The sequence below is a fragment of the Citrobacter sp. 50677481 genome, from assembly GCF_001463265.1.
In the GTDB taxonomy this organism is placed as follows: Bacteria; Pseudomonadota; Gammaproteobacteria; order Enterobacterales; family Enterobacteriaceae; genus Citrobacter_A; species Citrobacter_A sedlakii.
Map to the genome: position 1 here is coordinate 146,730 of NZ_LNHZ01000054.1, position 23,129 is coordinate 169,858.

At 54.7% G+C, this 23,129-nt stretch carries 20 protein-coding genes; 5 read left to right on the forward strand and 15 right to left on the reverse strand.

Features of this window, described 5'->3' with window-relative positions; translation table 11 throughout:
* Nucleotides 1-44: 44 nt before the first annotated feature.
* Nucleotides 45-413, reverse strand: coding sequence for a diacylglycerol kinase (locus APU02_RS14730; RefSeq protein ID WP_060570414.1), 369 nt, complete (start codon nucleotides 411-413; stop codon nucleotides 45-47).
* A 170-nt stretch (nucleotides 414-583) separates the two neighbouring features.
* Here APU02_RS14730 and plsB point away from each other — a divergent pair, with 170 nt between their 5' ends.
* Nucleotides 584-3,004 (forward strand): glycerol-3-phosphate 1-O-acyltransferase PlsB, encoded by a 2,421-nt coding sequence (gene plsB / locus APU02_RS14735; protein WP_060570416.1) that lies wholly within the window; start codon nucleotides 584-586, stop codon nucleotides 3,002-3,004.
* A 36-nt stretch (nucleotides 3,005-3,040) separates the two neighbouring features.
* Here plsB and ubiA read toward each other — a convergent pair whose 3' ends face one another.
* The 5 genes from ubiA to malK form a co-directional block, all read right to left on the reverse strand.
* A complete protein-coding gene (ubiA, locus tag APU02_RS14740) occupies nucleotides 3,041-3,913 on the reverse strand; it encodes a 4-hydroxybenzoate octaprenyltransferase (protein ID WP_060570417.1) in 873 nt (290 codons plus the stop codon).
* A gap of 12 nt (nucleotides 3,914-3,925) precedes the next feature.
* On the reverse strand, nucleotides 3,926-4,423 hold the full coding sequence (ubiC, locus tag APU02_RS14745; protein ID WP_042291236.1) for a chorismate lyase: 498 nt from the start codon (nucleotides 4,421-4,423) through the stop codon (nucleotides 3,926-3,928).
* 190 nt (nucleotides 4,424-4,613) lie between these two features.
* Nucleotides 4,614-5,558 (reverse strand): maltose operon protein MalM, encoded by a 945-nt coding sequence (malM, locus tag APU02_RS14750; protein ID WP_060570419.1) that lies wholly within the window; start codon nucleotides 5,556-5,558, stop codon nucleotides 4,614-4,616.
* 108 nt (nucleotides 5,559-5,666) lie between these two features.
* Nucleotides 5,667-6,983, reverse strand: a complete 1,317-nt coding sequence (locus tag APU02_RS14755) for a maltoporin (protein ID WP_060570420.1) — start codon at nucleotides 6,981-6,983, stop codon at nucleotides 5,667-5,669.
* A gap of 113 nt (nucleotides 6,984-7,096) precedes the next feature.
* Complete coding sequence (gene malK, locus APU02_RS14760; protein WP_042291242.1) at nucleotides 7,097-8,206, reverse strand: maltose/maltodextrin ABC transporter ATP-binding protein MalK; 1,110 nt, start codon at nucleotides 8,204-8,206, stop codon at nucleotides 7,097-7,099.
* 370 nt (nucleotides 8,207-8,576) lie between these two features.
* Between malK and malE the strand changes: the two genes are divergently transcribed.
* From malE to xylE, 4 genes are all read left to right on the forward strand, one after another.
* Nucleotides 8,577-9,767, forward strand: coding sequence for a maltose/maltodextrin ABC transporter substrate-binding protein MalE (gene malE / locus APU02_RS14765; RefSeq protein ID WP_042291245.1), 1,191 nt, complete (start codon nucleotides 8,577-8,579; stop codon nucleotides 9,765-9,767).
* Nucleotides 9,768-9,896: 129 nt separating this feature from the next.
* A complete protein-coding gene (gene malF, locus APU02_RS14770; protein WP_042291248.1) occupies nucleotides 9,897-11,441 on the forward strand; it encodes a maltose ABC transporter permease MalF in 1,545 nt (514 codons plus the stop codon).
* Nucleotides 11,442-11,455: 14 nt separating this feature from the next.
* Complete coding sequence (gene malG, locus APU02_RS14775) at nucleotides 11,456-12,346, forward strand: maltose ABC transporter permease MalG (RefSeq protein ID WP_042291250.1); 891 nt, start codon at nucleotides 11,456-11,458, stop codon at nucleotides 12,344-12,346.
* Nucleotides 12,347-12,667: 321 nt separating this feature from the next.
* Nucleotides 12,668-14,143 carry a D-xylose transporter XylE gene (gene xylE / locus APU02_RS14780; protein WP_042291255.1) on the forward strand — a complete coding sequence of 492 codons (1,476 nt, stop codon included), beginning with the start codon at nucleotides 12,668-12,670 and terminating at the stop codon, nucleotides 14,141-14,143.
* 55 nt (nucleotides 14,144-14,198) lie between these two features.
* Here xylE and APU02_RS14785 read toward each other — a convergent pair whose 3' ends face one another.
* The 9 genes from APU02_RS14785 to APU02_RS14825 form a co-directional block, all read right to left on the reverse strand.
* The gene (locus tag APU02_RS14785) at nucleotides 14,199-14,903 is read right to left on the reverse strand and encodes a GntR family transcriptional regulator (protein WP_042291256.1); all 705 of its coding nucleotides are present in this window, start codon (nucleotides 14,901-14,903) and stop codon (nucleotides 14,199-14,201) included.
* Between the two features lie 39 nt (nucleotides 14,904-14,942).
* Nucleotides 14,943-15,806, reverse strand: coding sequence for a hypothetical protein (locus APU02_RS14790; protein WP_082636844.1), 864 nt, complete (start codon nucleotides 15,804-15,806; stop codon nucleotides 14,943-14,945).
* Nucleotides 15,803-16,852: an oxidoreductase gene (locus APU02_RS14795; protein WP_060570423.1), complete on the reverse strand. Its 1,050-nt coding sequence runs from the start codon at nucleotides 16,850-16,852 to the stop codon at nucleotides 15,803-15,805. The genes APU02_RS14790 and APU02_RS14795 overlap by 4 nt, the downstream gene beginning before the upstream one ends.
* A complete protein-coding gene (locus APU02_RS14800) occupies nucleotides 16,852-18,546 on the reverse strand; it encodes a PTS transporter subunit EIIC (RefSeq protein ID WP_060570425.1) in 1,695 nt (564 codons plus the stop codon). The genes APU02_RS14795 and APU02_RS14800 overlap by 1 nt, the downstream gene beginning before the upstream one ends.
* Nucleotides 18,547-18,570: 24 nt before the next feature.
* Entirely contained in the window at nucleotides 18,571-18,891 is a 321-nt protein-coding gene (locus APU02_RS14805; RefSeq protein ID WP_060570427.1) for a PTS lactose/cellobiose transporter subunit IIA, read from the reverse strand.
* A 143-nt stretch (nucleotides 18,892-19,034) separates the two neighbouring features.
* Nucleotides 19,035-19,445 (reverse strand): phosphate-starvation-inducible protein PsiE, encoded by a 411-nt coding sequence (gene psiE / locus APU02_RS14810; RefSeq protein ID WP_042291264.1) that lies wholly within the window; start codon nucleotides 19,443-19,445, stop codon nucleotides 19,035-19,037.
* Between the two features lie 161 nt (nucleotides 19,446-19,606).
* Nucleotides 19,607-21,703: a YjbH domain-containing protein gene (locus tag APU02_RS14815; RefSeq protein WP_042291266.1), complete on the reverse strand. Its 2,097-nt coding sequence runs from the start codon at nucleotides 21,701-21,703 to the stop codon at nucleotides 19,607-19,609.
* On the reverse strand, nucleotides 21,703-22,440 hold the full coding sequence (locus APU02_RS14820) for a capsule biosynthesis GfcC family protein (protein WP_042291268.1): 738 nt from the start codon (nucleotides 22,438-22,440) through the stop codon (nucleotides 21,703-21,705). Before APU02_RS14820 ends, APU02_RS14815 begins: the two co-directional genes overlap by 1 nt.
* Nucleotides 22,437-23,075, reverse strand: a complete 639-nt coding sequence (locus tag APU02_RS14825; RefSeq protein ID WP_042291275.1) for a YjbF family lipoprotein — start codon at nucleotides 23,073-23,075, stop codon at nucleotides 22,437-22,439. The genes APU02_RS14820 and APU02_RS14825 overlap by 4 nt, the downstream gene beginning before the upstream one ends.
* Nucleotides 23,076-23,129: the final 54 nt, after the last annotated feature.

The window sequence follows — 23,129 nt, forward strand, 5'->3', positions numbered from 1 at the left end:
TGATCCGCAGTTTTATGCGGTTATGGAACGGAGCGCGTATGTTGTTAGCGAAAATGGGCCCACAGCAGAATGCCCCAGGTGATCAGCGCGACAATAATGGAAAGCAGCACTGCCGCCGATCCCATGTCCTTCGCCCGTCCTGACAGCTCGTGATATTCGGATCCAATACGGTCGACGACGGCTTCAATTGCACTGTTTAAAATTTCAACAATCATGACCAGCAGCACCGAGCCAATCAGCAGAACGCGGGTAATAGCATCGACATCCAGCCAACAGGCGATGGCCACGCCTGCCAGCACCGCAATGCTTTCCTGACGGAACGCCGCCTCGTTGACCCATGCTGCGCGAAACCCCTTCCAGGAGTAACCGGCTGCTTTAATAATTCGGGTGAATCCAGTGGTATTGTTAGCCATTAAAAGAACCTTTTTGCATTATTGGCGTCAATGACAATGCTTTGTTAGCGCGTATAATCTGAGTGCGGGCAACGCGGCGCGAAGTATGACCGTATACAACAGAAATTCACATGACTTTCTGATATCCTTGCAGCGCATTTGCATTATTAACCAGAGGCTTTACATCGTTTATGTCCGGCTGGCCACGAATTTACTATAAATTACTGAATTTACCATTAAGCGTACTGGTAAAAAGCAAGTCTATTCCGGCGGATCCTGCCCCGGAACTGGGACTCGATACCTCTCGCCCAATTATGTACGTTTTGCCGTATAACTCCAAAGCGGACTTACTCACACTGCGCGCGCAGTGTCTGGCGCACGATCTTCCCGACCCGTTAGAGCCGCTGGAGATCGACGGCACGCTGCTGCCGCGCTATGTCTTTATTCATGGCGGACCGCGTGTCTTTACGTATTACACGCCGAAAGAAGAATCTATCAAGCTGTTCCATAACTATCTCGACCTGCATCGCAGTAATCCAGACCTGGATGTGCAAATGGTGCCGGTCTCGGTGATGTTTGGCCGCTCGCCTGGACGTGAAAAAGGCGAAGTGAATCCGCCGCTACGTATGCTTAACGGCATTCAGAAATTCTTTGCCGTCTCCTGGCTGGGGCGCGACAGCTTTGTGCGTTTCTCGCCGTCCGTGTCGCTGCGCCGCATGGCCGACGAACACGGCACCGACAAAACCATCGCGCAGAAACTGGCGCGCGTGGCGCGTATGCACTTCGCCCGTCAGCGTCTGGCGGCGGTCGGTCCGCGTCTGCCGGCGCGACAGGATCTGTTTAACAAACTGTTGGCCTCGAAAGCCATTGCCCGGGCGGTAGAAGACGAGGCGCGTAGCAAGAAGATCTCTCACGAAAAAGCGCAGCAAAACGCCATTGCGCTGATGGAAGAGATCGCTGCGAACTTTTCTTACGAGATGATTCGCCTGACCGACCGCATTCTGGGCTTTACGTGGAACCGGCTGTATCAGGGGATCAACGTCCATAACGCCGAGCGCGTGCGCCAGTTGGCCCACGACGGGCACGAAATCGTCTATGTGCCGTGCCACCGCAGCCATATGGACTATCTGCTGCTCTCGTATGTTCTTTACCATCAGGGGCTGGTGCCGCCGCATATCGCTGCCGGTATCAACCTGAACTTCTGGCCTGCGGGACCGATTTTCCGTCGCCTGGGCGCGTTCTTTATCCGCCGCACTTTTAAAGGCAATAAGCTCTATTCGACGGTGTTCCGCGAGTATCTCGGCGAACTGTTCAGCCGCGGCTATTCCGTTGAATACTTTGTCGAAGGCGGGCGTTCCCGTACTGGCCGTTTACTGGATCCGAAAACCGGCACCCTGTCGATGACCATCCAGGCGATGCTGCGCGGCGGTACCCGTCCGATTACGTTAGTCCCGATTTACATCGGCTACGAGCACGTCATGGAAGTGGGCACTTACGCCAAAGAGCTGCGCGGGGCGACGAAAGAGAAAGAGAGCCTGCCGCAGATGCTGCGTGGCCTGAGCAAACTGCGTAATCTCGGTCAGGGCTACGTTAACTTCGGCGAACCGATGCCGCTGATGACGTACCTCAACCACCACGTTCCCGACTGGCGCGAGTCTATCGACCCTATTGAAGCGGTGCGTCCGGCCTGGCTGACGCCGACGGTTAACGGTATTGCTTCTGAACTGATGGTGCGCATTAACAACGCAGGGGCGGCGAACGCCATGAACCTGTGCTGCACCGCGCTGTTGGCGTCACGTCAGCGTTCGCTCACTCGCGAGCAGTTGACCGAGCAGCTCAACTGTTATCTGGATCTGATGCACAATGTGCCGTACTCCTCTGACTCAACGGTCCCGTCGGCCAGCGCCAGTGAACTGATCGATCACGCGTTGCAGATGAATAAGTTTGAAGTCGAAAAGGATACCATTGGCGATATCATCATTCTGCCGCGCGAGCAGGCGGTACTGATGACCTATTATCGCAACAACATTGCCCATATGCTGGTTCTGCCGTCGCTGATGGCGGCGATCATTACCCAGCACCGCCGTATCTCCCGCGACGCGTTGCTGCAGCACGTGGATGTCCTTTACCCAATGCTGAAAGCCGAGCTGTTCCTGCGCTGGGAGCGCGATGAACTGGCTGGAGTCATTGACGCGCTGGCGACAGAAATGCAGCGTCAGGGGCTGATTACCGTACAAAACGACGAGCTGCATATTCATCCTGCGCGTTCCCGCACGCTGCAACTGCTGGCGGCAGGCGCACGCGAAACGTTGCAACGTTACGCCATTACCTTCTGGCTTCTGAGCGCGAACCCATCAATCAACCGCGGTACGCTGGAAAAAGAGAGCCGGACCGTGGCGCAGCGTTTGTCGGTTCTGCACGGCATCAACGCGCCGGAGTTTTTCGACAAGGCTGTGTTCAGTTCGTTAGTGCTTACTTTACGTGACGAAGGCTATATCAGCGATACCGGCGATGCAGAACCTGGCGAAACCATGAAGGTGTACCAGATGCTGGCGGAGTTGATTACCTCGGATGTGCGCCTCACTATCGAGAGCGCGACGCAAAGCGAGTAACGTATAAAAAAACCGGTCGAATGACCGGTTTATTGTTTATAAATGCCAGTAGCTCATCGCCAGCCCGATAAACAGCGCCAGTCCGACATAGTTATTGTTCATAAACGCTTTGAAGCAGGCTTCACGTTCGCGGTTAGCAATCAGCTTCTGCTGATACGCGAACAGCGCGCCAGCGACCACAATCGCCCCGTAAAATCCTATCCCCAGTCCGTTCAGCCAGCCAATCAGCGCCATCAATACCAGCACCGCGACCTGCAAAATACCGATGATCAGCTTGTCGTTTTTACCAAACAGAATAGCGGTCGACTTAATACCGATCTTCAGGTCATCGTCACGGTCAACCATCGCATACTGTGTGTCGTAGGCCACCGCCCAAAGTATGTTAGCCAGGAACATTAACCAGCAGCTCAGCGGCACCGATTCGCTCACTGCGGCAAAGGCCATCGGAATCGACCAGCCAAACGCCGCGCCCAACACCACCTGCGGCAAATGGGTGTAGCGCTTCATAAATGGGTACACCCAGGCCAGCGCCAGCGCGGCAACGGAAAGTAAAATAGTCATGGTGTTGAGCGTCAACACCAGCAGGAAGGCGAGCATCACCAGCACGACAAACAGCGTCCGCGCCTCTTTTTCAGTCACTGCGCCGCTGGGTAACGGACGGTTCGCCGTGCGCTTCACGTGGCCGTCAAATTTGCGATCGGCATAGTCGTTTACCACGCACCCGGCGGCGCGCATCAGCCAGACGCCTGCAACGAAGACCGCCAGAATCCACAATGGAGGCACGCCAGGGGTCGCGACCCATAACGCCCATAGCGTCGGCCAGAGCAGCAGTAAGGCGCCAATGGGCTTATCCGTCCGCATTAAGCGATGAAACGCCAGAAGCTTGTTCTGCGTCAGACTCCACTCCATTTTATTTTCCTCTTAGTACAACGGTGATGCCGGTAAAAACAGCTCGGTCAGCAACAGCGGCTTACCGCTCAGCCGCAGGCGCGAACGCCGCCCCCAAAGCCCGGCATCACAACCAATCTCAATAAAATCTCGGGTTAATGTCGATGATGTAAAAAGATAGCGCCCTAACGGGATTTTGCCCAATTTTTGTAGGGCTATTTCCGGGCCGCTGAGGGTAGATTCAGGCACCACTGTGCGTCCGGCAAGCCAGGGTTCGTCATCGGCGCATAACAGGATTTCACGCAGCCAGTAGCGGGACTCTTGCGGCAGCAACGCCAGTTCGTCCGCTACCTCTTGTTGCCCGACAAAGCCTTCTCTTATCAGCGTCACCGTGACCCGTTTTCCCTGCTGCTCAAAACGTTTTGTCATGGAATCTTCCAGTAACAGCCAGTCGAGCTGTTCTGCATCCAGCGCAGGGATCGCTTCAAAATAGCGCAGCGCACGCAGTTGCGTTAACGCGGGGTGTGACATGCTGACTCTCCGTTTCATAACTGAAAGTCATTGTATCGCAGAAAAGCGATTACAGAAGGAAGAAACACAGTTAAGTGATCTGTTACGCAACAGAAACGTAACAATTCGCATTGAATGCTAAAACGAGGGCGAAAAAAAGGTGCGCCACAAGACGCACCAGTTGTTGCAAATCAGCAATGTGGGGAGAACCTTACCCCTTGCCTTTTACACTGCTGATAAAGGTGGAACGAGCAGATGTCGACCCCAGGCGTTCAGCTTCATCAAGCAGTTTCAGCGCTTTATCCACGTCACCTTTGGCGACGGCGTCTTTAATCGCCTTGTTAAAGTAGCTTTCAGTGTCGTTCAGCATCGGCTCGCTTTTCTTAACCGGCGCAGGTGTCGCTGTCGGCGCAGCCACTGGCGCCGCATACGTTGGGGCAGGCGCGGCGGTATTACCGACCGTCACCGGACCCGGGCCGGACGATCCAAACAGCGGCCCTACCAGCACGCTGGAGCTGCTGCTGGTTTTCACTTTCAGTGTCAGTAGGCCGTCGGTGGTGTGACGGGCCACGGGGTCCGGAATATCCGGCACGGCGTTACCGACACCTTTGGCATAGGCTTTGGCCGGATCAAGCAGCGTAGTGGTCTGCTGGAGATCTTTCTCGGTGGTAAAGACCAGCACGTAGAGCTTCTGCTGGCCCAGCGCTGGCGTCAGACGCATCACCCCTTCCAGACGATCCGCGCTCATTACGCCCGGCGCCTGGTAAGTGAAATAGCTGCTGGGGAAAAACGCGGATGGCGTCATGTTCTGATCAAGAATCAGCACGTTCGGCGCAAAGACGCTGGTTTGTTTATTTACTTCGCTGGAAAGCGTAATGTTCAGTTCGCCGATATTCGCCGGGACGCTCCAGGCCGCGACGGGGCCGGTAATGCCCGCCACGTCGAGACGCTGGCCGGCGGTTGAAAGCTGGACAGATTGCGTTTTAGATTGATCGGCCGGCGTCCAGGTTAATTGCTGGAGCGCAGCGGTCGGAATAGTCGGCGCGGCGCTGGTGTTTTGCGGCACATAGTTGACCTCAGCCAGGCTGATGCCCGGCGCGCTGGCGAGTAACCCTGCGGATAAACAAAGGGCGACGAGACTTTTCTTCATTTTCATTGTTATCACCTCAGAAAGCATGGGTTCAGCGGTGGCCAGGCAATAGCGCGCTAAACCGCGAGAAAACAGAGGGGCTTACGCCCCTCGTTACGTCAGGTTAATGCCGGATTACCACCAGATTTCCATCTGGGCGCCAAAGGACCACTCATCGTTGTCGCCACGGCTGGTTGTGCTGAAGCCGGAGTTGGTTGCTGCGGCGTAACGGGACACATTGTCACCGTTTTTGATATAACCCCAGTTTTCATCCCATTTCGCGTAGGTCGCGAAGACGCGGATTGCTGGACGGGACCAGATGCTATCGCCCGCCTGCCATTGTTGCGCCAGGGTAATTTTGTACTGGCTGTTACGATCACCGGTTTGCTGTGACTTCACGTTGTCGTAACCCACTTCCATCAGGGTGCTCATGATCGGCGTCCATTTGTACATCGGACGCACGCCCACGGTCCACCATTCGGTGCCGAGGTTATTATCCAGATCGACGTTCTGGTACATACCGACGTACATCAAATCCCATTTATCGCCCAGCGAGATTGCGCCGTGATCCAGGACACGCCACATTTCACCATTGTTATTAATGTTTGGATCGTTGATATCGGATAAAGACCCCTGCGGAACCCCTTTACCCTGCGTGGTCATCGCATCTAAAGCGTACTGCAACACAAACTTGTTGTAGCCCTTCAGCATGCTCTGGGTGTGTTCAGCGGTGAACATCCAGCCATCTTTCGATGCGCCATCCGCCAGACGGTAGTCGTCGGTAGTATTCGCGCGACCGTAGTCAACGCCCAGCTCCAGTACGCCGTCCGGGTTGGTTTCCAGACCGGCTAAACGTACGTCGAACACGTCGTTGGCGGTATCTTTGGAGCGATCGTAAATATTCTGGCTGCTGAAGGTATAAGAACCGCCCGCTTCCTGAGAACGGGTCGCGGCCAGAGACAGTTTACCGAAGCCCAGATCGATATTTTCAATACCGGCGCCAGGACCGGAAATATCCCAGTAGTAGAAGTCGATCATGTGGACGTCATGACGCTGATAGAAGCGCTTACCGGCCCAGATAGTGGAGCCCGGCAGCCAGTCGATCAGGTTTTTACCCTGTACGTTGGCTTCACGGAACGCCGGATCGGTTCCTTCCCAGTCGTTCTGCTGCGCGACGGAGTAAGCGACGTTGGTATCGAAGTAAAAACTCTTATCGCCCTCTTTCCACACTTCCTGACCCAGTTTCAGTTCCGCGTAGGTTTCACATTCGTTACCGAGACGGTACTTACTTTGAGCGCCGGTTGCCTGGAAGCACTGTTGTTCGCCGCCACTGCCCGTCCAGCCAATACCGGAACGAGCATAACCATGGAAATCCACGGCCATTGCCTGAACAGACATCATGCCTGCTGCTACGGCAACCGCCAGGGGGAGTTTGCGCAGAGTAATCATCATTCTATCTCCTGAGATCATTGCTTTTCTTTAAACGCGTCACCGGTCGGGCTGCCGCTTTGTTGGCTTGATGCCGCCACGTCGGGTTTTACGTTTTGTTTTTTTAATGGGGAGCCTTAAACGCCCGGTTCCTTGTGCAACCGACGACATGCGGTGCCATCCTCACGGAACAGATGGCAACGCTCTGGCGGCAGGCCGATAGCGAATGTGGCGCCCTCTTCTACCAACACCACGTCGTTCTGGCGGTAAACCAGGTTCTGACGGATGGCGGGGATCTGGATATGAATTTGCGTTTCGTGACCGAGTTGTTCGACAACCTGCACTTCACCTTCCAGGGTGACGTCGGCGATGTCGCTCGGCAACAGGTGTTCAGGACGAATCCCTAAGGACATGTTTGCCCCCACCTGGACATTCGCGCTGTCGACAGGCAGCCAGACGTGCTGGCGGTTAGGCAGCTCAACCTGCACCTGGTCGATGGCGGTGGCGGTGACTTTTACCGGCAGGAAGTTCATCTTCGGCGAGCCGATAAAGCCCGCGACAAAGCGGTCAGCCGGATAGTGGTACAGCTCCAGCGGCTTGCCGACCTGCGCCACGCGTCCGGCGTCGAGCACCACAATTTTGTCCGCCAGCGTCATCGCTTCGACCTGATCGTGGGTGACGTAAATCATCGTGCGGCCCAGGCGTTTATGCAGGCGGGAGATTTCAATACGCATCTGGACACGCAGCGCGGCGTCAAGGTTGGACAACGGTTCATCGAGCAGGAACACGCGCGGTTCCGCCACCAGCGTACGGCCAATCGCCACGCGCTGGCGCTGACCGCCGGAAAGCGCCTTCGGCTTACGCTCCAGCAGGTGCGCCAGTTGGAGTACTTCCGCCACCTGATTGACGCGCTGGTTCATCACCTCTTTTTTGGCGCCCGCCAGCTTGAGGCCAAACGACATATTTTCCGCAACGGTTAAATGGGGATAGAGCGCATAAGACTGAAAGACCATGCCAACGCCGCGTTCTGCGGGCGGGATATCGTTCATTCGGGTGTCACCGATGAAAAGATCCCCGCTGGTGATGGTTTCCAGCCCGGCAATCATACGCAGCAGTGTGGATTTTCCGCAGCCTGACGGTCCGACAAACACCACGAATTCCCCTTCGTGAATGTCGAGGTTGATATCTTTCGATACCACCACGTCACCCCAGGCTTTCGTTACATTTCGCAGCTGTACGCTCGCCATGCCCTTCTCCCTTCGTTACAACCTGTCATCGACAGCAACATTCATGATGGCCTGACTATGCGTGATTCATTGATTGCGTAAATCCTCCACCCCCCGGCTTTTTTATGGGGGAGGAGTCGGGAGGATGAGAGAAGGAGCACTGAGACCGACGCCAGGCAGCAGCAGGGAATTTCGTGATGTCGCTTGCAAAAATGGGACTGTTTTTATGTGCGCCAGTACGCATTACTCACATTTATGTAACACAGATCACATAAAGCGGGGGTGGGGCGTAGGGGGAAGGATGATGGAAAGAGGATGTCAATTAAGGAGACTGGGGCACGTTGAACCACTGAAGTCGTACCACGAGCACATCACCAAAAGGATGGCAGATATGAAGATTAAGACTGGCGCACGCGTTTTCGCATTGTCCGCCCTCGCAGCAATGATGATTTCCGCACCTGCGCTCGCCAAAATTGAAGAAGGCAAGCTGGTTATCTGGATTAACGGCGACAAGGGCTATAACGGCCTGGCCGAAGTGGGCAAAAAATTCGAGAAAGACACCGGCATTAAAGTGACCGTTGAGCATCCGGACAAGCTGGAAGAAAAATTCCCGCAGGTCGCGGCCACCGGTGACGGCCCGGACATTATCTTCTGGGCGCATGACCGCTTTGGCGGCTACGCGCAGTCTGGCCTGCTGGCTGAGATCACCCCGGACAAAGCGTTCCAGGACAAACTGTATCCGTTTACCTGGGATGCGGTGCGTTATAACGGCAAGCTGATCGCCTACCCTATCGCGGTCGAAGCGCTGTCGCTGATTTATAACAAAGACCTGGTACCAAACCCACCGAAGACCTGGGAAGAAATTCCGGCGCTGGATAAAGAACTGAAAGCGAAAGGTAAGAGCGCGCTGATGTTCAACCTGCAGGAGCCGTACTTCACCTGGCCGCTGATCGCCGCTGACGGCGGTTACGCGTTCAAGTTTGAAAACGGCAAGTACGACGTGAAAGATGTCGGCGTGGACAGCGCGGGCGCGAAAGCCGGTCTGACCTTCCTGGTTGACCTCATCAAGAACAAACACATGAACGCGGATACCGATTACTCCATCGCCGAAGCGGCCTTTAACAAAGGCGAAACGGCAATGACCATTAACGGTCCGTGGGCGTGGTCAAACATCGACAAGAGCAAAGTGAACTACGGCGTTACCCTGCTGCCGACCTTCAAAGGCAAGCCGTCAAAACCGTTCGTGGGCGTGCTGAGCGCCGGTATTAACGCCGCCAGCCCGAACAAAGAGCTGGCGAAAGAGTTCCTTGAAAACTACCTGCTGACCGACGAAGGCCTGGCGGATGTGAACAAGGACAAACCGTTGGGCGCCGTGGCGCTGAAATCCTATCAGGATCAGTTAGCCAAAGACCCACGTATTGCCGCCACCATGGATAACGCCCAGAAAGGCGAAATCATGCCGAACATTCCGCAAATGTCCGCCTTCTGGTATGCGGTACGCACAGCGGTAATCAACGCCGCCAGCGGTCGCCAGACTGTTGACGCCGCGCTGAAGGACGCGCAGGGCCGTATCACCAAGTAATGTACAGGTAAGGTGCCGGATGGCGGCATCCGTGCTTTATCCGGTCTGCATAACGCTGCAGGCCGGATAAGCGCAGCGCCATCAGACACACTGACCTGCAGGATTTCAATGTTGTTGAGGAAGATCCCCATGGATGTCATTAAAAAGAAACATTGGTGGCAAAGCGACGCGCTGAAGTGGTCGGCGATTGGTCTGCTTGGCCTGCTGGTGGGTTACCTTGTAGTTTTAATGTACGCACAAGGGGAGTATCTGTTCGCCATCATGACGCTGATTTTAAGCTCTGTTGGCCTGTACATTTTCGCTAACCGTAAAGCATACGCCTGGCGCTATGTTTATCCGGGTCTCGCCGGGATGGGGCTGTTCGTCCTGTTTCCGCTGATCTGCACTATCGCCATTGCGTTTACTAACTACAGCAGCACCAACCAACTGGCGCAAGAGCGCGCGCAACAGGTTCTGCTGGACCGCTCTTATCAGGCGGGTAAAGCCTATAACTTTGGATTATACCCGGCGGGCGACGACTGGCAGTTGGCGCTGACCGACGGGGAAACCGGTAAATATTACGTTTCTGACGCCTTCACATTTGGCGGCGAGCAGAAACTCGAGTTAAAAGCAGCGGACGCCCTGCCTTCCGGCGAGCGCGCCAACCTGCGCGTCATTACCCAGAATCGCCAGGCGCTGAACCAGATCACCGCCGTGCTGCCGGATGAAAGCAAAGTCATCATGAGCTCGCTGCGCCAGTTCTCCGGCACCAGACCGCTGTACACGCTGGCCGACGACGGCACGCTCACCAATAACCAGAACGGCGTACAGTACCGTCCGAACAACAACATCGGTTTTTATCAGTCCATCAACGCCGATGGCAACTGGGGCGATGAAAAACTGAGTCCGGGCTACACGGTCACTATCGGCTGGGATAACTTCACCCGCGTCTTCACCGACGAAGGCATTCAGAAGCCGTTCTTCGCCATCTTCGTCTGGACCGTCGTGTTCTCGGTGCTGACCGTCATCCTTACCGTCGCAGTCGGTATGGTGCTGGCCTGCCTCGTGCAGTGGGAGTCGCTGAAAGGCAAAGCGATTTATCGTGTACTGCTGATTCTGCCGTATGCCGTCCCGTCGTTTATCTCGATTCTGATTTTCAAAGGGCTGTTTAACCAGAGTTTTGGTGAAATCAACATGATGCTGAGCGCGCTGTTCGGTATCAAACCGGCCTGGTTCAGCGACCCGCTAACCGCCCGCTCGATGATTATCATCGTGAATACCTGGCTGGGTTATCCGTACATGATGATCCTGTGCATGGGGCTGCTGAAGGCCATCCCGGACGACCTGTACGAAGCGTCGGCGATGGACGGCGCAGGCCCGTTCCAGAACTTCTTCAAAATTACGCTGCCGCTGCTGATTAAACCGTTGACGCCGCTAATGATCGCCAGCTTCGCCTTTAACTTTAACAACTTCGTGCTGATTCAACTGCTGACCAACGGTGGCCCGGATCGTCTCGGCACCACCACGCCAGCCGGGTATACCGACCTGCTCGTCAGCTACACCTACCGCATCGCCTTTGAAGGCGGCGGCGGGCAGGACTTTGGTCTGGCGGCGGCAATCGCCACGCTGATCTTCCTGCTGGTGGGCGCGCTGGCTATCGTTAACCTGAAAGCCACACGAATGAAATTTGACTAAGGAGGGCATCGATCATGGCTATGGTTCAACCCAAATCTCAAAAGCTGCGCCTCCTCGTGACGCACTTAGGACTGCTGATTTTTATCGCGGCGATCATGTTCCCCCTGCTGATGGTTATCGCGATCTCACTACGTGAAGGGAACTTTGCCACCGGCAGTCTGATCCCGGAAAAAATCTCCTGGGAGCACTGGCGGCTGGCGCTGGGCTTCAGCGTCGAGCATGCTGATGGCCGGGTCACGCCGCCACCCTTCCCGGTACTGTTGTGGCTGTGGAACTCGGTGAAGATTGCCGGGATCACCGCCATCGGTATCGTGGCGCTCTCGACCACTTGCGCTTACGCCTTTGCCCGCATGCGCTTTCCGGGTAAAGCCACGCTGCTTAAAGGGATGTTGATTTTCCAGATGTTCCCGGCGGTCCTGTCGCTGGTGGCATTGTATGCCTTGTTTGACCGTCTCGGTCAGTACATTCCGTTTATCGGCCTGAACACGCACGGCGGGGTGATCTTCGCCTATCTTGGCGGTATCGCGCTGCACGTCTGGACCATTAAAGGCTATTTCGAAACCATCGACGGCTCGCTGGAAGAAGCGGCAGCGCTGGATGGCGCCACGCCGTGGCAGGCTTTCCGCCTGGTGTTGTTGCCGCTGTCGGTACCGATTCTGGCGGTGGTGTTTATCCTGTCGTTTATCGCCGCCATCACTGAAGTGCCGGTTGCTTCTCTGTTACTGCGTGATGTCAACAGCTATACCCTGGCCGTGGGGATGCAGCAATATCTCAACCCACAAAACTATCTGTGGGGCGATTTTGCCGCGGCGGCTGTGCTTTCTGCCATTCCGATCACCCTGGTGTTCCTGCTGGCCCAGCGCTGGCTGGTTAACGGCCTGACGGCAGGCGGTGTGAAAGGATAAGTTTTATGCTGTACCCGCCCGGAAACGGGCAATGCCACTGCACCCTCAACGTGTATTTATCCAACTTGTGACTGTAATTCGGCGCTCCCCGGAGCGCCTTTTTTTATGTTATTTGATAATGCCGTTATGATTATTATCTTTCGTGCTCACGGTCACTGCTTTTCTATTTTCCTTTTATCACCCGGCGCAACAAACAGAATTAAGATCACAGAAAAGACATTACGTAACCGCAATGTAAAAAATGATAATTGTTTTACCTGCCTGTTAAACCCACCATCTTCGACACTGATAAAAAGAACTGTATCCGCAAGGCAGGTCTGAATGAACACCCCATATAATTCCCGATATATTTTTTCGATTACCTTAGTCGCAACATTAGGAGGGTTATTATTTGGCTACGATACTGCGGTAATATCCGGTACCGTTGAGTCATTGAATACCGTCTTTGTTGCCCCACAACATCTCAGTGAATCCGCCGCCAACTCGTTGCTCGGCTTCTGTGTCGCCAGCGCCTTGATCGGCTGCATCATTGGCGGCGCGATCGGCGGCTATTGCAGCAACCGCTTCGGTCGTCGCGATTCGCTTAAAATTGCCGCACTGTTGTTCTTTATTTCCGGTGTCGGTTCCGCCTGGCCGGAATTAGGCTTTACCACCATCAATCCGGATAATACCGTCCCCGTTTATCTGGCCGGATACGTTCCTGAATTTGTTATTTATCGTATCATTGGCGGTATTGGCGTCGGGTTAGCGTCCATGCTGTCGCCAATGTATATCGCTGAAATGGCACCTGCGCCAATCCGCGGGAAACTGGTTTCGTTTAACCAGTTCGCGATTATTTTCGGCCAACTCCTGGTGTACTGCGTCAACTATTTTATTGCCAAATCCGGTGACGCGACCTGGCTGAATATCAACGGTTGGCGTTATATGTTCGCCTCGGAATGTATTCCTGCCCTGCTCTTTTTACTGCTGCTGTATACCGTTCCGGAAAGCCCGCGCTGGCTGATGGCGCACGGCAAACAGGAACAGGCCGAAGGCATTCTGCGCAAAATTATGGGATCCTCGCTCGCCACGCAGGCCGTACAGGAGATTCACCAGTCGCTGGAGCACGGCCGCAAAACCGGCGGACGCCTGCTGATGTTTGGTGTGGGAGTCATTGTGATTGGCGTTATGCTCTCAGTGTTCCAACAGTTTGTCGGCATCAACGTGGTCCTCTATTACGCGCCGGAAGTGTTTAAGACGCTGGGCGCCAGCACCGACGTGGCGCTGTTACAAACCATTATCGTTGGCGTGATCAACCTGAGCTTTACCGTGCTGGCCATTATGACGGTAGATAAATTTGGCCGTAAGCCGCTGCAAATCATCGGCGCGCTCGGTATGGCTATCGGGATGTTTAGCCTCGGCACCGCGTTTTACACCCAGGCGCCGGGAATCGTCGCCCTGCTGTCGATGCTGTTCTACGTCGCCGCGTTTGCCATGTCGTGGGGCCCGGTATGCTGGGTTCTGCTGGCGGAAATCTTCCCGAACGCGATTCGTGGCAAAGCGCTGGCTATCGCCGTCGCCGCTCAGTGGCTGGCAAACTATTTTGTCTCCTGGACTTTCCCAATGATGGACAAAAATTCGTGGCTGGTCGCACATTTCCACAACGGTTTCTCCTACTGGATTTACGGTTGTATGGGCGTGCTGGCAGCGCTGTTTATGTGGAAGTTCGTGCCGGAGACCAAAGGCAAGACGCTGGAAGAACTGGAAGAGCTGTGGGCACCTGCGGAGAAAAAATCCCGCGAAGCCCCCGCACAGTGATTACTCTGACCTTCAACGGCGGCCTGCGGGCCGCCTTTTGCTGTTTAGCGCAACGCTAGACACGTACAAAGTCGGTTTCGAAATTAAAGGTATGCCAGAGATGACGCGCGCAGGAGTACTCGAAAAGGCGACCATTGTCGAGAAAGGCCGTTTGTTCCACCTGAATCAGGATAGTCGGCTCGCTTAAGTCCAGCCACTGTCGCTCCTGGTCACTGGCGTTCCGCCCGGTTACCGTCATATGCGCACTGTGAATAATCTGCCCCAGTTCACGGGTAATGTAAGCGTAAATGGAGTGCTGAATATGACGGAGGTTGAGATGAGGGAAAAGCGCCACCGGCATCCAGGTGTACTCAACAATCGATGGGATCGCGTCAATAATACGCACCCGCTGAATCTCATGGACCAGTTCGCCTTCCGGGATTTGCAATTTTTGCGCAATGTCCTGCTTCGCAGGCACAGCGGCATACTGCTGGACGCGTGTCGACAACGTTTTACCGTAGCTGGCACACCGCTGCGCGGTGCCTATGAGATGAGAATTGCTGGCGGCAGAAACCTGACGCTTTACAAAAGACCCCAGCCCGCGTTTACGTAACACCAGACCTTCTCTGACCAGCAGATCCAGCGCCTTCGCCACCGTTAATTCGCTACAGGCAAATTCAGCCGCCAGTTTCGCGCCTTCGGGAAGTTTTTTATCCGGAGCATAAATGCCCGCCACAATGCGATGTCGCACCTTGTGGTATATGTCCATATATTTCGGCATAGTTCCTCCGCAAACGGCCCCTTACGGGGCCGGTTCTTGTTATCGGGATAGTGAGGCCGCCATCCGCACCCAGGTATGTCGTCGCCCACGAATCGCAATCGACAAGGCATTGAGCGCCTGCGGATCGGCCATACCCGCCACGCCGGCGTCGCCAAAATTATGCATGTCGCTGCCGCAACGCTTACTGGCAAGGCCAATTTCGCGCACCGTAGCACAATCCGCCCCTTCCTGACTACTGCTCAGGGTGGTGACGGCAAGTCCGCCGCAGTCGTGCACCGCCTGCACAATTTCCGCTACACGGACTTCCGACGCGCCGCGACAGCCCGCGGGTGCCGGAAAGATTACGCCATGCGCGCCAGCCCGGATATAGCTGGCATACTCTTCCGGCTGCCCCAGCCCTGTCGTCAAGAATTTCGCGACCAGAATCAGTTTATCTGTTTGCGCTCGGAGCTGGCTAATCGCCTGGCGCAGACGTTCAGGCGTGACGCCGGGTTTGTCATAGCCGGTGAGGCAGAAGAAATCTGCATGTGCCATCGCATGGAAATGCGCGGGCGAAAAAGCATTGGGCGTTGAGGCATCGCCTTCTCCGCTGATTTCAAAACTGACGCGAGTTAAGCGCCCGGTTAACCGTTTCACCTGGGTGACAGGATCGTTGCCAAACCGGCCGTCGCCGCCGTTGATCTCAGGTTGCAGGCAGTTAACGCCCTTCAGCAACAGCAAATCTGCGCCGAAGGCGCTAATCAGTTCCGCGTTGGTCACTTCTGCAAACAACGGCGGTGACTGTACGGCGATCTCGGCCATAATGACTCGCCCTTCGCTGACCATAATGGCTTCGCGCAACTCATCGCCCATGACGGGGAGAGAAAAGTCGCTGGCCCGACAGTTGAGGATCCGTTTCATCATGCGACCTCCCCGCCAAGGGTGACAATGGCAGGAGACGGTTGGCGAAATGCCGTTTCAAGGATTTCGAGGTTGGTCAGCGCCTCGCTTTCACTGAGGTAATTCGCCTCTCCGCGGGTCAGGGTCGCATACAGCGAATCGTAAACGCGGCCATAATCACCCGGAACCGCCGCAAACGTCTCGCGGACGGAATCCCCGTCAGCATTCACATATTCCAGCACGGCCATTTCTTGATCCGCGCCAAATGCGGCGTCTCCTGGCATAATACCGGCTTTCAGGCTGGTCTCTTGTTGATCGATACCATAGCGAATAAACGACCCCCGGGTACCATGAACGATAAACCGCGGCCCGGCTATTTTGACCAGATGACTGGTTTTGACAATCGCGGTGGTGGTGCCGTAATAGAGATGTACTTCAAAGGTATCGTCAGGATTATGCGGATTTCTCAGCTTACGGAGATGGTATCCAACCTGCTGCGGACGACCCAATAGCGAGAGGATTTGATCAACGGTGTGCACGCCCAGGCCATAAAACGCGCCGGTGAAATCGCTGCCCGGACAGGTTTCTGCATCGGGGCGAAAATAGTCGAAGTGGCTTTCGATGTCGACAATATCGCCCAGTTTGCCGCTCTCAATAGCCTGTTTCATGGTCAGAAAGCAGCTATCGAACCGTCTGTTCTGAAAGGGCGTGACGGTGAGTCCTTTTTCGCGCGCCAGCGCAAACAGCGTTCTGGCTTCCTCCAGCGTGGTGGTAAACGGTTTCTCCACCAGCACGTTTTTACCTTTTTCAAGGCATAATTTTGCGTATTGATAATGGCTGTCAGGGTGGGTACAGATCACCACCAGTTGGATTTCGCTGTCGTTCAGAATATCGTCAGGATTCGACGTGAAAGTAATGTGTTGATAGCGTTCGCTGGCTTCAATTTCCGGCTTACGCTGAATATCATAAATACGCTTAACGTTGAATTTATCTTTGCGATGCAGAACATACGGCAAATGATAACGGGTGGCGCTTTTACCAAAACCGATATAAGCACAATTAATCATGATTATTCCTTAATAAAAAAAGATAAGGCCGCGTGAACCGCAGCGGGTCCGTCGAGTTTGCTAAAATGCTGAGGATCTATCGGGACAACAGGGCAGTGATGATTAATCTCCTGCGCGATCGTTTCCTGAAGATAAGCAAGCTGCGGCCCGAGCAAAATCAGCTGCGCCTTTTCATACTCTTGCGCCAGTTTTCCGGCGTTAACCGCATAAACAGTCAGCGTGCAACTCTGGCTCTCGGTATATTTACGCATTTTCGATGCCATCAATGAGGTGGACATGCCTTCATTGCAGGCCAGAATAATGGTTTTACCGTCCAGCAGATGAATACCCTCTGCGTCATCGCCATGGGTCTCAGCGTTTTGCTCCGCAACGATTTCGTCGATGACCTTTTCATTGCGGTTCTTGATCATTGCGCTTTCGTAGGCTTTCAAAAATGGCATATAGATAATCACCCCCAGCGCCAGCAAAACCGCCTGCAAAATCACATTGCGGTAATCACCGCCGGAACCCAGCCATCCGGAAATAAATGGCGGAACAGACCACGGGACATACGCGACTATTTTCGACACCCATCCCCAGGACGTCGAAAAATAAGCGATAATAAAATTAATTTGTGGGTAAACGATGAATGGAATCATCATTAACGGATTATAAAGCACCGGGAAACCAAATATTACCGGTTCGTTGATATTGAAGAGGCCCGGCGCAATGACCGTTCGGGAAAATTTACGATGGCTGGATAATTTACTACGAATAAATACGGCCAGCAGCAGCGCCAGCGTGCTCCCTGTCCCGCCCATATGACCGTAAAGATCGCGAAACGGTAGCACGATGATATGCGGCGGAACTTGCCCGCTGGCAAAAGCCGCCATATTTTCCTGCATCGCCACCAGTAACGGCGGCTCCAGGACAGGATTGATAATACCGCCGGGATGAATCCCTAATGCAAACAGGATATTGGTAAGCGTCGTCAGCACCAGAAAGCCAGGAAGATTGGTGGTTAAATGCACTAATGGCGCCTGTATAAGCCGCTGTATCAGGGCCTGAACTTCTGTGTGCGCCAGCGTGCTTACCGCAAACGCCGCCAGCGCGAAACTGGCTATCGTCAGCATTATCGAAAACATGGCCTGAAAGGATTGCACCACCATTGGCGGGACGTCGTCACCAAGGCGAATCTGTAGCGCCTGACATTTTGACACCCACAAGAAGAGATTGGTTGAGAGTATCGCCGTGAGTATCGCCAGAAAGACGCCCCCGGCATTGGTACAAGCGTAAGGCACGATACCCGACAGTGTAATCTCCTGACCATCTGCCAGGGTTTGCGTTGTTTCGAGCGGCATCAATACATAGAATACCGCCAGCGCGACCATCGCGGGTATAACCGGCGTCGGGTGTTTTTTCTTACTGGCGACGTGATACGCCACTAATATTACCAGCATCAGCGATAATATATTCATCGTGCCATTAAGAATTCGCTCACCAATATTACGCAGACGTAATAAGGCTTCGGCAGATAAAAAGTTGCTCAATAGGCCATTGGTATCAAGAATGACATAATTAAGCATAATAAATAAACCCGCCAGCACGAGGAAGGGAACCGCAATAATAAAACTATCGCGTAAGCTCCGTAAATGAACCTCAGCGGCCATCTTCTGCGAGGCGTCAGTAATCCGCCCCAGTATTGAGGATTGAAACATACCGTATCCCTGTCGAAAAGAGGATTAACGCGGAGCGGGGAAATTCAGCGCGATCATTTCCTGAATAAGTTCCCGGGCGAGCATGGCCGTCATTAAATGGTCCTGTGCATGGACCATAATTAAATGAACCGGTACTTTCCCTTCTCCTTCATCATATTCAATTAGTCGGGTTTGTAAGGCGTGGGCTTCTTTCGCGGCTTGTTCAGACGCGGCCATTTGCTTCGCGGATTCAGAAAAATTGCCTTTTCGGGCCTCCTGTAACGCCTTAAATGCGCAGCTTTTACACTGCCCGGCATTAACAATCAGGCCCATCACGGTCTCTTCATAGCCTGTTTCGCTAAACATATGCACTCTCCATGAAATGTGAATGACGACATCCACCTCTGGTGAGATCCCTCACCGCCCTCAGGTTTCATGGAAAAGCATTTAAAACTATATAGTTTTAAATTAAATCTATATAGATCACATTTTAAACACTGCCTGAAGCGTCACTCCCGCTTAAGCCGTTTCGAATTACATAACCATAGCGTGATCACCAACAGCAGGATCGCCGCCGAGTAGATCAGCACATCCAGTGGAGAGGTATGATCGACGATGATCAGCCGCACTATCGCAGTGATCCCGATATACACAAAATAACGTAGCGGAAAGTGAAAGCCGGACTGAAAGTACTTAACAATCAGAGCGATAAATTCGAAATAGAGAAAATAGACCACCAGCCCTTCCACCAGCTCATATTTGCTGGTTTGCTCAGGCGCAAACAAGACATCCGCGAGATGCAGCGTCTCTTTTCCGAGGAAGACAACGAGGATCAGCCCCAGACTCAGCAGGCCCAGGTTCAGAACAGTCTGAAGCACGGTGGAGATAAACTCCGCGCGTGGACGAGATAATGACGTCATAACGGCACCTCTTTCTCAGTGGCGAGGTTCCTGTATAACGCAAAAATGTGACGGTGATCTATATTTTTTGTTTATGTTTGCTTATTCATCCGATGGCGCTGCGGTTAGCGGAGCGACAAAAACGTTAGCCGGGCAAGCGCTGTGCCGCCCGGCTAACAGCATTAACGGAAATTCACGCTCCGGTCGCTGGTCATGTTGTACAGCTGGAATTTACGCCCCAACTGCTGACCACCGTCACGCGTCAGCGGCGTCCAGCCAACCGCCGCCCGGCTGCGGGTCGGGCCGGCGGAGAAGAGATCCAGCGGAATCGAGACATACACCCCTTTGGTGAAGTCCCCTTCGCCGTATTCGTCCGGCGACACGTTTGTGATGGTGGCGTAACCGCCCACCACCACGCCGCTGTCGAAGCGTTTGGAAATATCCAGCGTTCCGCCCTTATCGCCCGCCAGATACTGACCGACACTCGCTTTCACCAGCACATCCTGTGCAAATGACGGCGTCCAGTAGGCGGTCAAATGCCCGGTCTTAACGCTGTAGTCGGTGAATTTCATCATCTCTTTCGCGCTGCGCCAGTCACGCTGTTTCACGTAATTCGCATCGAGACCAAAGGCCCAGTTGCTGTCTACCGGACGGTAAAGAACCTCTGCCCCCGCGCCGCCGTACATGGTTTCCAGATAACCCCCGTAGACCTGGCCGTAGAAGCCGTTGCCGAAATACTGGAAGTAATTGGCCTGTAGGTTATTGACGTAAGCGTCGTTCTGCACATATTCACGCACCCGGGTACGCACACGCGGCAGCTTCGAGTCATTTGGCGGATTAGTGTAGTTAAACTTGTCATAGTTGTTGGCAAGGTTGCCAAACAGGCTACCGGTGGTCAACAGATGGTCGGTGACCCACAGATCGGCCGTCGCCATGACGCCCAACTGGTACATGTAGAAGTTTTCCGGCCCGCCCACGGACTGGTTCAGCACCGGATCGATGTGGAAAGCAAAGCGCGACTTGTCGATATACCAGCCCTGCTCGGTACTTTCGGGAACCACAGGCTCAAGGCGTTTTTGCGCCAGCGGCGTTTCGTGTCCCAGCGGTTCCCCTTCAAGATGACGTTTCAGGCTGGAGACGTCCGTCTCGGTGGTCACCTGCGGCAGGTTAAGCCGGTTTTCGGTTACGCGGATCGTGCGGATCCCCTCTGGCAGATCGTTCATCACGATCCGGTTCGCACGTTCGATCCCTTCACGCGAGTCGCGGTATTTCACCTGCTCGCCGGTGACATACAAGGTATCACCCTTCACCTGAATCTTTGGATCCGCCAGTCCGGCATTGTATTTCAGCAGCGTAAGCTGGTTCGCTACCACCGAGTGTTGCAGGATCGCGTCCTGGGGCTGCGGTTGGTATTTCGGTCGGGCGTTATCGCTGTAAGAGGGGCGCAAATCGTTGAAGTTTGTACGCAGCGTGACGCCAAACATAAAGGTGTTGCCGCGCTCATAGCTGAGGTTAACGTCGGCCCAATCGGTGACGCGATAAATGGCGCCGACGTTAAACTTGCTTTTCTGTTCCAGCTTGCCCGCGAAGTCCTGCTGGTAATTATTCCCTTCATATTCCAGCTTCAGACGTAGCGGCTGCCAGGGTGTCTGGTATTCAACGCCGCCAAACAGCGAGGCCGGGCCGTGGAACATCTGGCTACCGTCAATGGATCCCGCCTGCTTATAACTATTATCGCGGTAACAATATTTGTCGCTGTAGGAACACAGCGGGTTTGTGACGTTGCCGCTGGTCCCCAGATAACCCCAGCCGAGCCCAAGTGAAAAATCAAACGGACCCCAGGCCTTGCTCGCCACGATGTATTCGGCGTCAAACAGGCCGGTCCCCCCGATATCCCGCGCGCCCACCGCCACCTGCGGCATCCAGTAGCTTTCTTCCCAAAGTCGCAGCTTCAGATCGAAGGCTTTATCTTTATAGGTTTGATCGCCGGAGAAAGACTCTACGCTACTGTATTGTCGGGTTCGCACGTCGGTATAACGCAGTGTGGTTTCCAGCCAGGGGAAAAGCTGTACGGAAGCCGAGTAGTAACGGTACTGATCGTTATCACGATAGTTGAGACTCAGCTCACCCTCACGCGCCATGCGCGCGGTCGGGGTTTGTAATAATCCTACGCCGCCAAAGTCAGACTGAGAGGGGCCAATGGGCGCCGGGTACGTTTCGGCGTGGCAGGCCGCGCTGATGCCCAGCGCCAGTAAGCTGAGCAGATGTGTTTTTTTCATTATTCGGGTATCCGCTGCGTCAGGGTATGGAGAATGTCGGCGTTCAGCGCGTCCGGTTCGCTGCTCCAGACAGAATCGTCAAGCCCTACAAAAATGATACTGCCCGGCATCGGTTCAACGTGACGTTTATTCCAGTAAGCGACCGGCACTTTCTGACTGCGTCCATCAGGATAAACAACCCACGCGTAGCTGCGATCCGCGCCACTGAGCAAGTTTTGTCCGTCAAGATAATGGGTGACATCGCGTCCGGGCATAAACGGTTGTTTTCCGGGACGGCTCAGCAGGCCGAACAGAGTGACCTCCGTGGGCTGCGCGCCTACCCACAGCGTATAGTTTCCCTGGAGCGGCGGATTACCGCGTTCGCTAACGCGCACCACGTCCGGGTCGAGCGTGATATGTTGCCTGCCGGTGATCTTCAGCGCCTGAATTTGCTGGCGCAGGGTGTTGATAGCGGCGGCATCGTCACCGCTCTCTTCCGCGCTCAGCGCCGCCAGTCGCGCGACCAGCGCCTGCTGTTGACGCAGTGCCGTGGCGGTAGCCTGTTCTTCGCTAATGACCGCCCCCGGCCACCAGCTGTTCGCCAGCCTCGGCTGGCCGACCAGATCGATCAGGTGTTCCGCGCCGGTCAGCGTTTTGGCTTCCTCGCCCCCTGCCATAAAGACCTTGACGGTGCCCGCGGCAATAACCGATGACGCGCTCAGGCTCAAGAGCAGTGCGGTAAGCGTTCGTCTCATCATGATTTTGCCGCCTTGATCAGCGTGGTTTTCACCGGGAAGAAGTCCGCCCCCAGATACTGCTCTGACTGGCGAATCTGCCCTTCGCTGTCTACCCAGTAGCGGTTATGCCAGCGTGCCTGGTCGGTGGTCACCGCCTCGTCCAGCACACGTACCGGCGTTTCATCACTGCCTACCTTCACTGTATCGCTGCCGTCCCACGTAAAGACCGAGCGCGCGGTGGCGTAGCGAACCTGCCTGAATTCGGTCCAGCCCATCGTGCGGATCCAGGTGGCGCCGTCGACGATCTGGTTGGGCTTTCTTAGCGGGTCTTCAGCGAGGTTATTGACCTCTATAAGGTTGTCGCCGCCGAGCAGCGTTTTCACCAACCGACCATGCTGGGTCACGAGAGTCGCCTGATCCTGGGTCACCCATTTCTGCTGCCCGTTCTCCGCGAAGGCGAGCACCACGAACAGCTGCGGTCCGCCGTTAAGCTGCATATACTGACTGGCATAGGGCATATTCTGGATATCGTCGTCCGTCAGTTGGACGCCAGGCGTACCGAACATGCTGTCCCACAGTGAGTTGCCCAGTTCTTTGGTGGTGGCTGAGCATGCCTGTAACAGCAGGCAAATAAAGATGATTCCAGGTCGCTTCACGACTCTTCTCCGCATGGTTGCCAGGGGTGCGTAACCCTGGCCTTCAGGCCCACA

Excerpts from the sequence above, each read along its gene's own strand:
- APU02_RS14730 (WP_060570414.1), bottom strand. The coding sequence starts at position 413 with ATGGCTAACAATACCACTGGATTCACCCGAATTATTAAAGCAGCCGGT.
- plsB (WP_060570416.1), top strand. The coding sequence starts at position 584 with ATGTCCGGCTGGCCACGAATTTACTATAAATTACTGAATTTACCATTA.
- ubiA (WP_060570417.1), bottom strand. The coding sequence starts at position 3,913 with ATGGAGTGGAGTCTGACGCAGAACAAGCTTCTGGCGTTTCATCGCTTA.
- ubiC (WP_042291236.1), bottom strand. The coding sequence starts at position 4,423 with ATGTCACACCCCGCGTTAACGCAACTGCGTGCGCTGCGCTATTTTGAA.
- malM (WP_060570419.1), bottom strand. The coding sequence starts at position 5,558 with ATGAAAATGAAGAAAAGTCTCGTCGCCCTTTGTTTATCCGCAGGGTTA.
- APU02_RS14755 (WP_060570420.1), bottom strand. The coding sequence starts at position 6,983 with ATGATGATTACTCTGCGCAAACTCCCCCTGGCGGTTGCCGTAGCAGCA.
- malK (WP_042291242.1), bottom strand. The coding sequence starts at position 8,206 with ATGGCGAGCGTACAGCTGCGAAATGTAACGAAAGCCTGGGGTGACGTG.
- malE (WP_042291245.1), top strand. The coding sequence starts at position 8,577 with ATGAAGATTAAGACTGGCGCACGCGTTTTCGCATTGTCCGCCCTCGCA.
- malF (WP_042291248.1), top strand. The coding sequence starts at position 9,897 with ATGGATGTCATTAAAAAGAAACATTGGTGGCAAAGCGACGCGCTGAAG.
- malG (WP_042291250.1), top strand. The coding sequence starts at position 11,456 with ATGGCTATGGTTCAACCCAAATCTCAAAAGCTGCGCCTCCTCGTGACG.
- xylE (WP_042291255.1), top strand. The coding sequence starts at position 12,668 with ATGAACACCCCATATAATTCCCGATATATTTTTTCGATTACCTTAGTC.
- APU02_RS14785 (WP_042291256.1), bottom strand. The coding sequence starts at position 14,903 with ATGCCGAAATATATGGACATATACCACAAGGTGCGACATCGCATTGTG.
- APU02_RS14790 (WP_082636844.1), bottom strand. The coding sequence starts at position 15,806 with ATGATGAAACGGATCCTCAACTGTCGGGCCAGCGACTTTTCTCTCCCC.
- APU02_RS14800 (WP_060570425.1), bottom strand. The coding sequence starts at position 18,546 with ATGTTTCAATCCTCAATACTGGGGCGGATTACTGACGCCTCGCAGAAG.
- APU02_RS14805 (WP_060570427.1), bottom strand. The coding sequence starts at position 18,891 with ATGTTTAGCGAAACAGGCTATGAAGAGACCGTGATGGGCCTGATTGTT.
- psiE (WP_042291264.1), bottom strand. The coding sequence starts at position 19,445 with ATGACGTCATTATCTCGTCCACGCGCGGAGTTTATCTCCACCGTGCTT.
- APU02_RS14815 (WP_042291266.1), bottom strand. The coding sequence starts at position 21,703 with ATGAAAAAAACACATCTGCTCAGCTTACTGGCGCTGGGCATCAGCGCG.
- APU02_RS14820 (WP_042291268.1), bottom strand. The coding sequence starts at position 22,440 with ATGATGAGACGAACGCTTACCGCACTGCTCTTGAGCCTGAGCGCGTCA.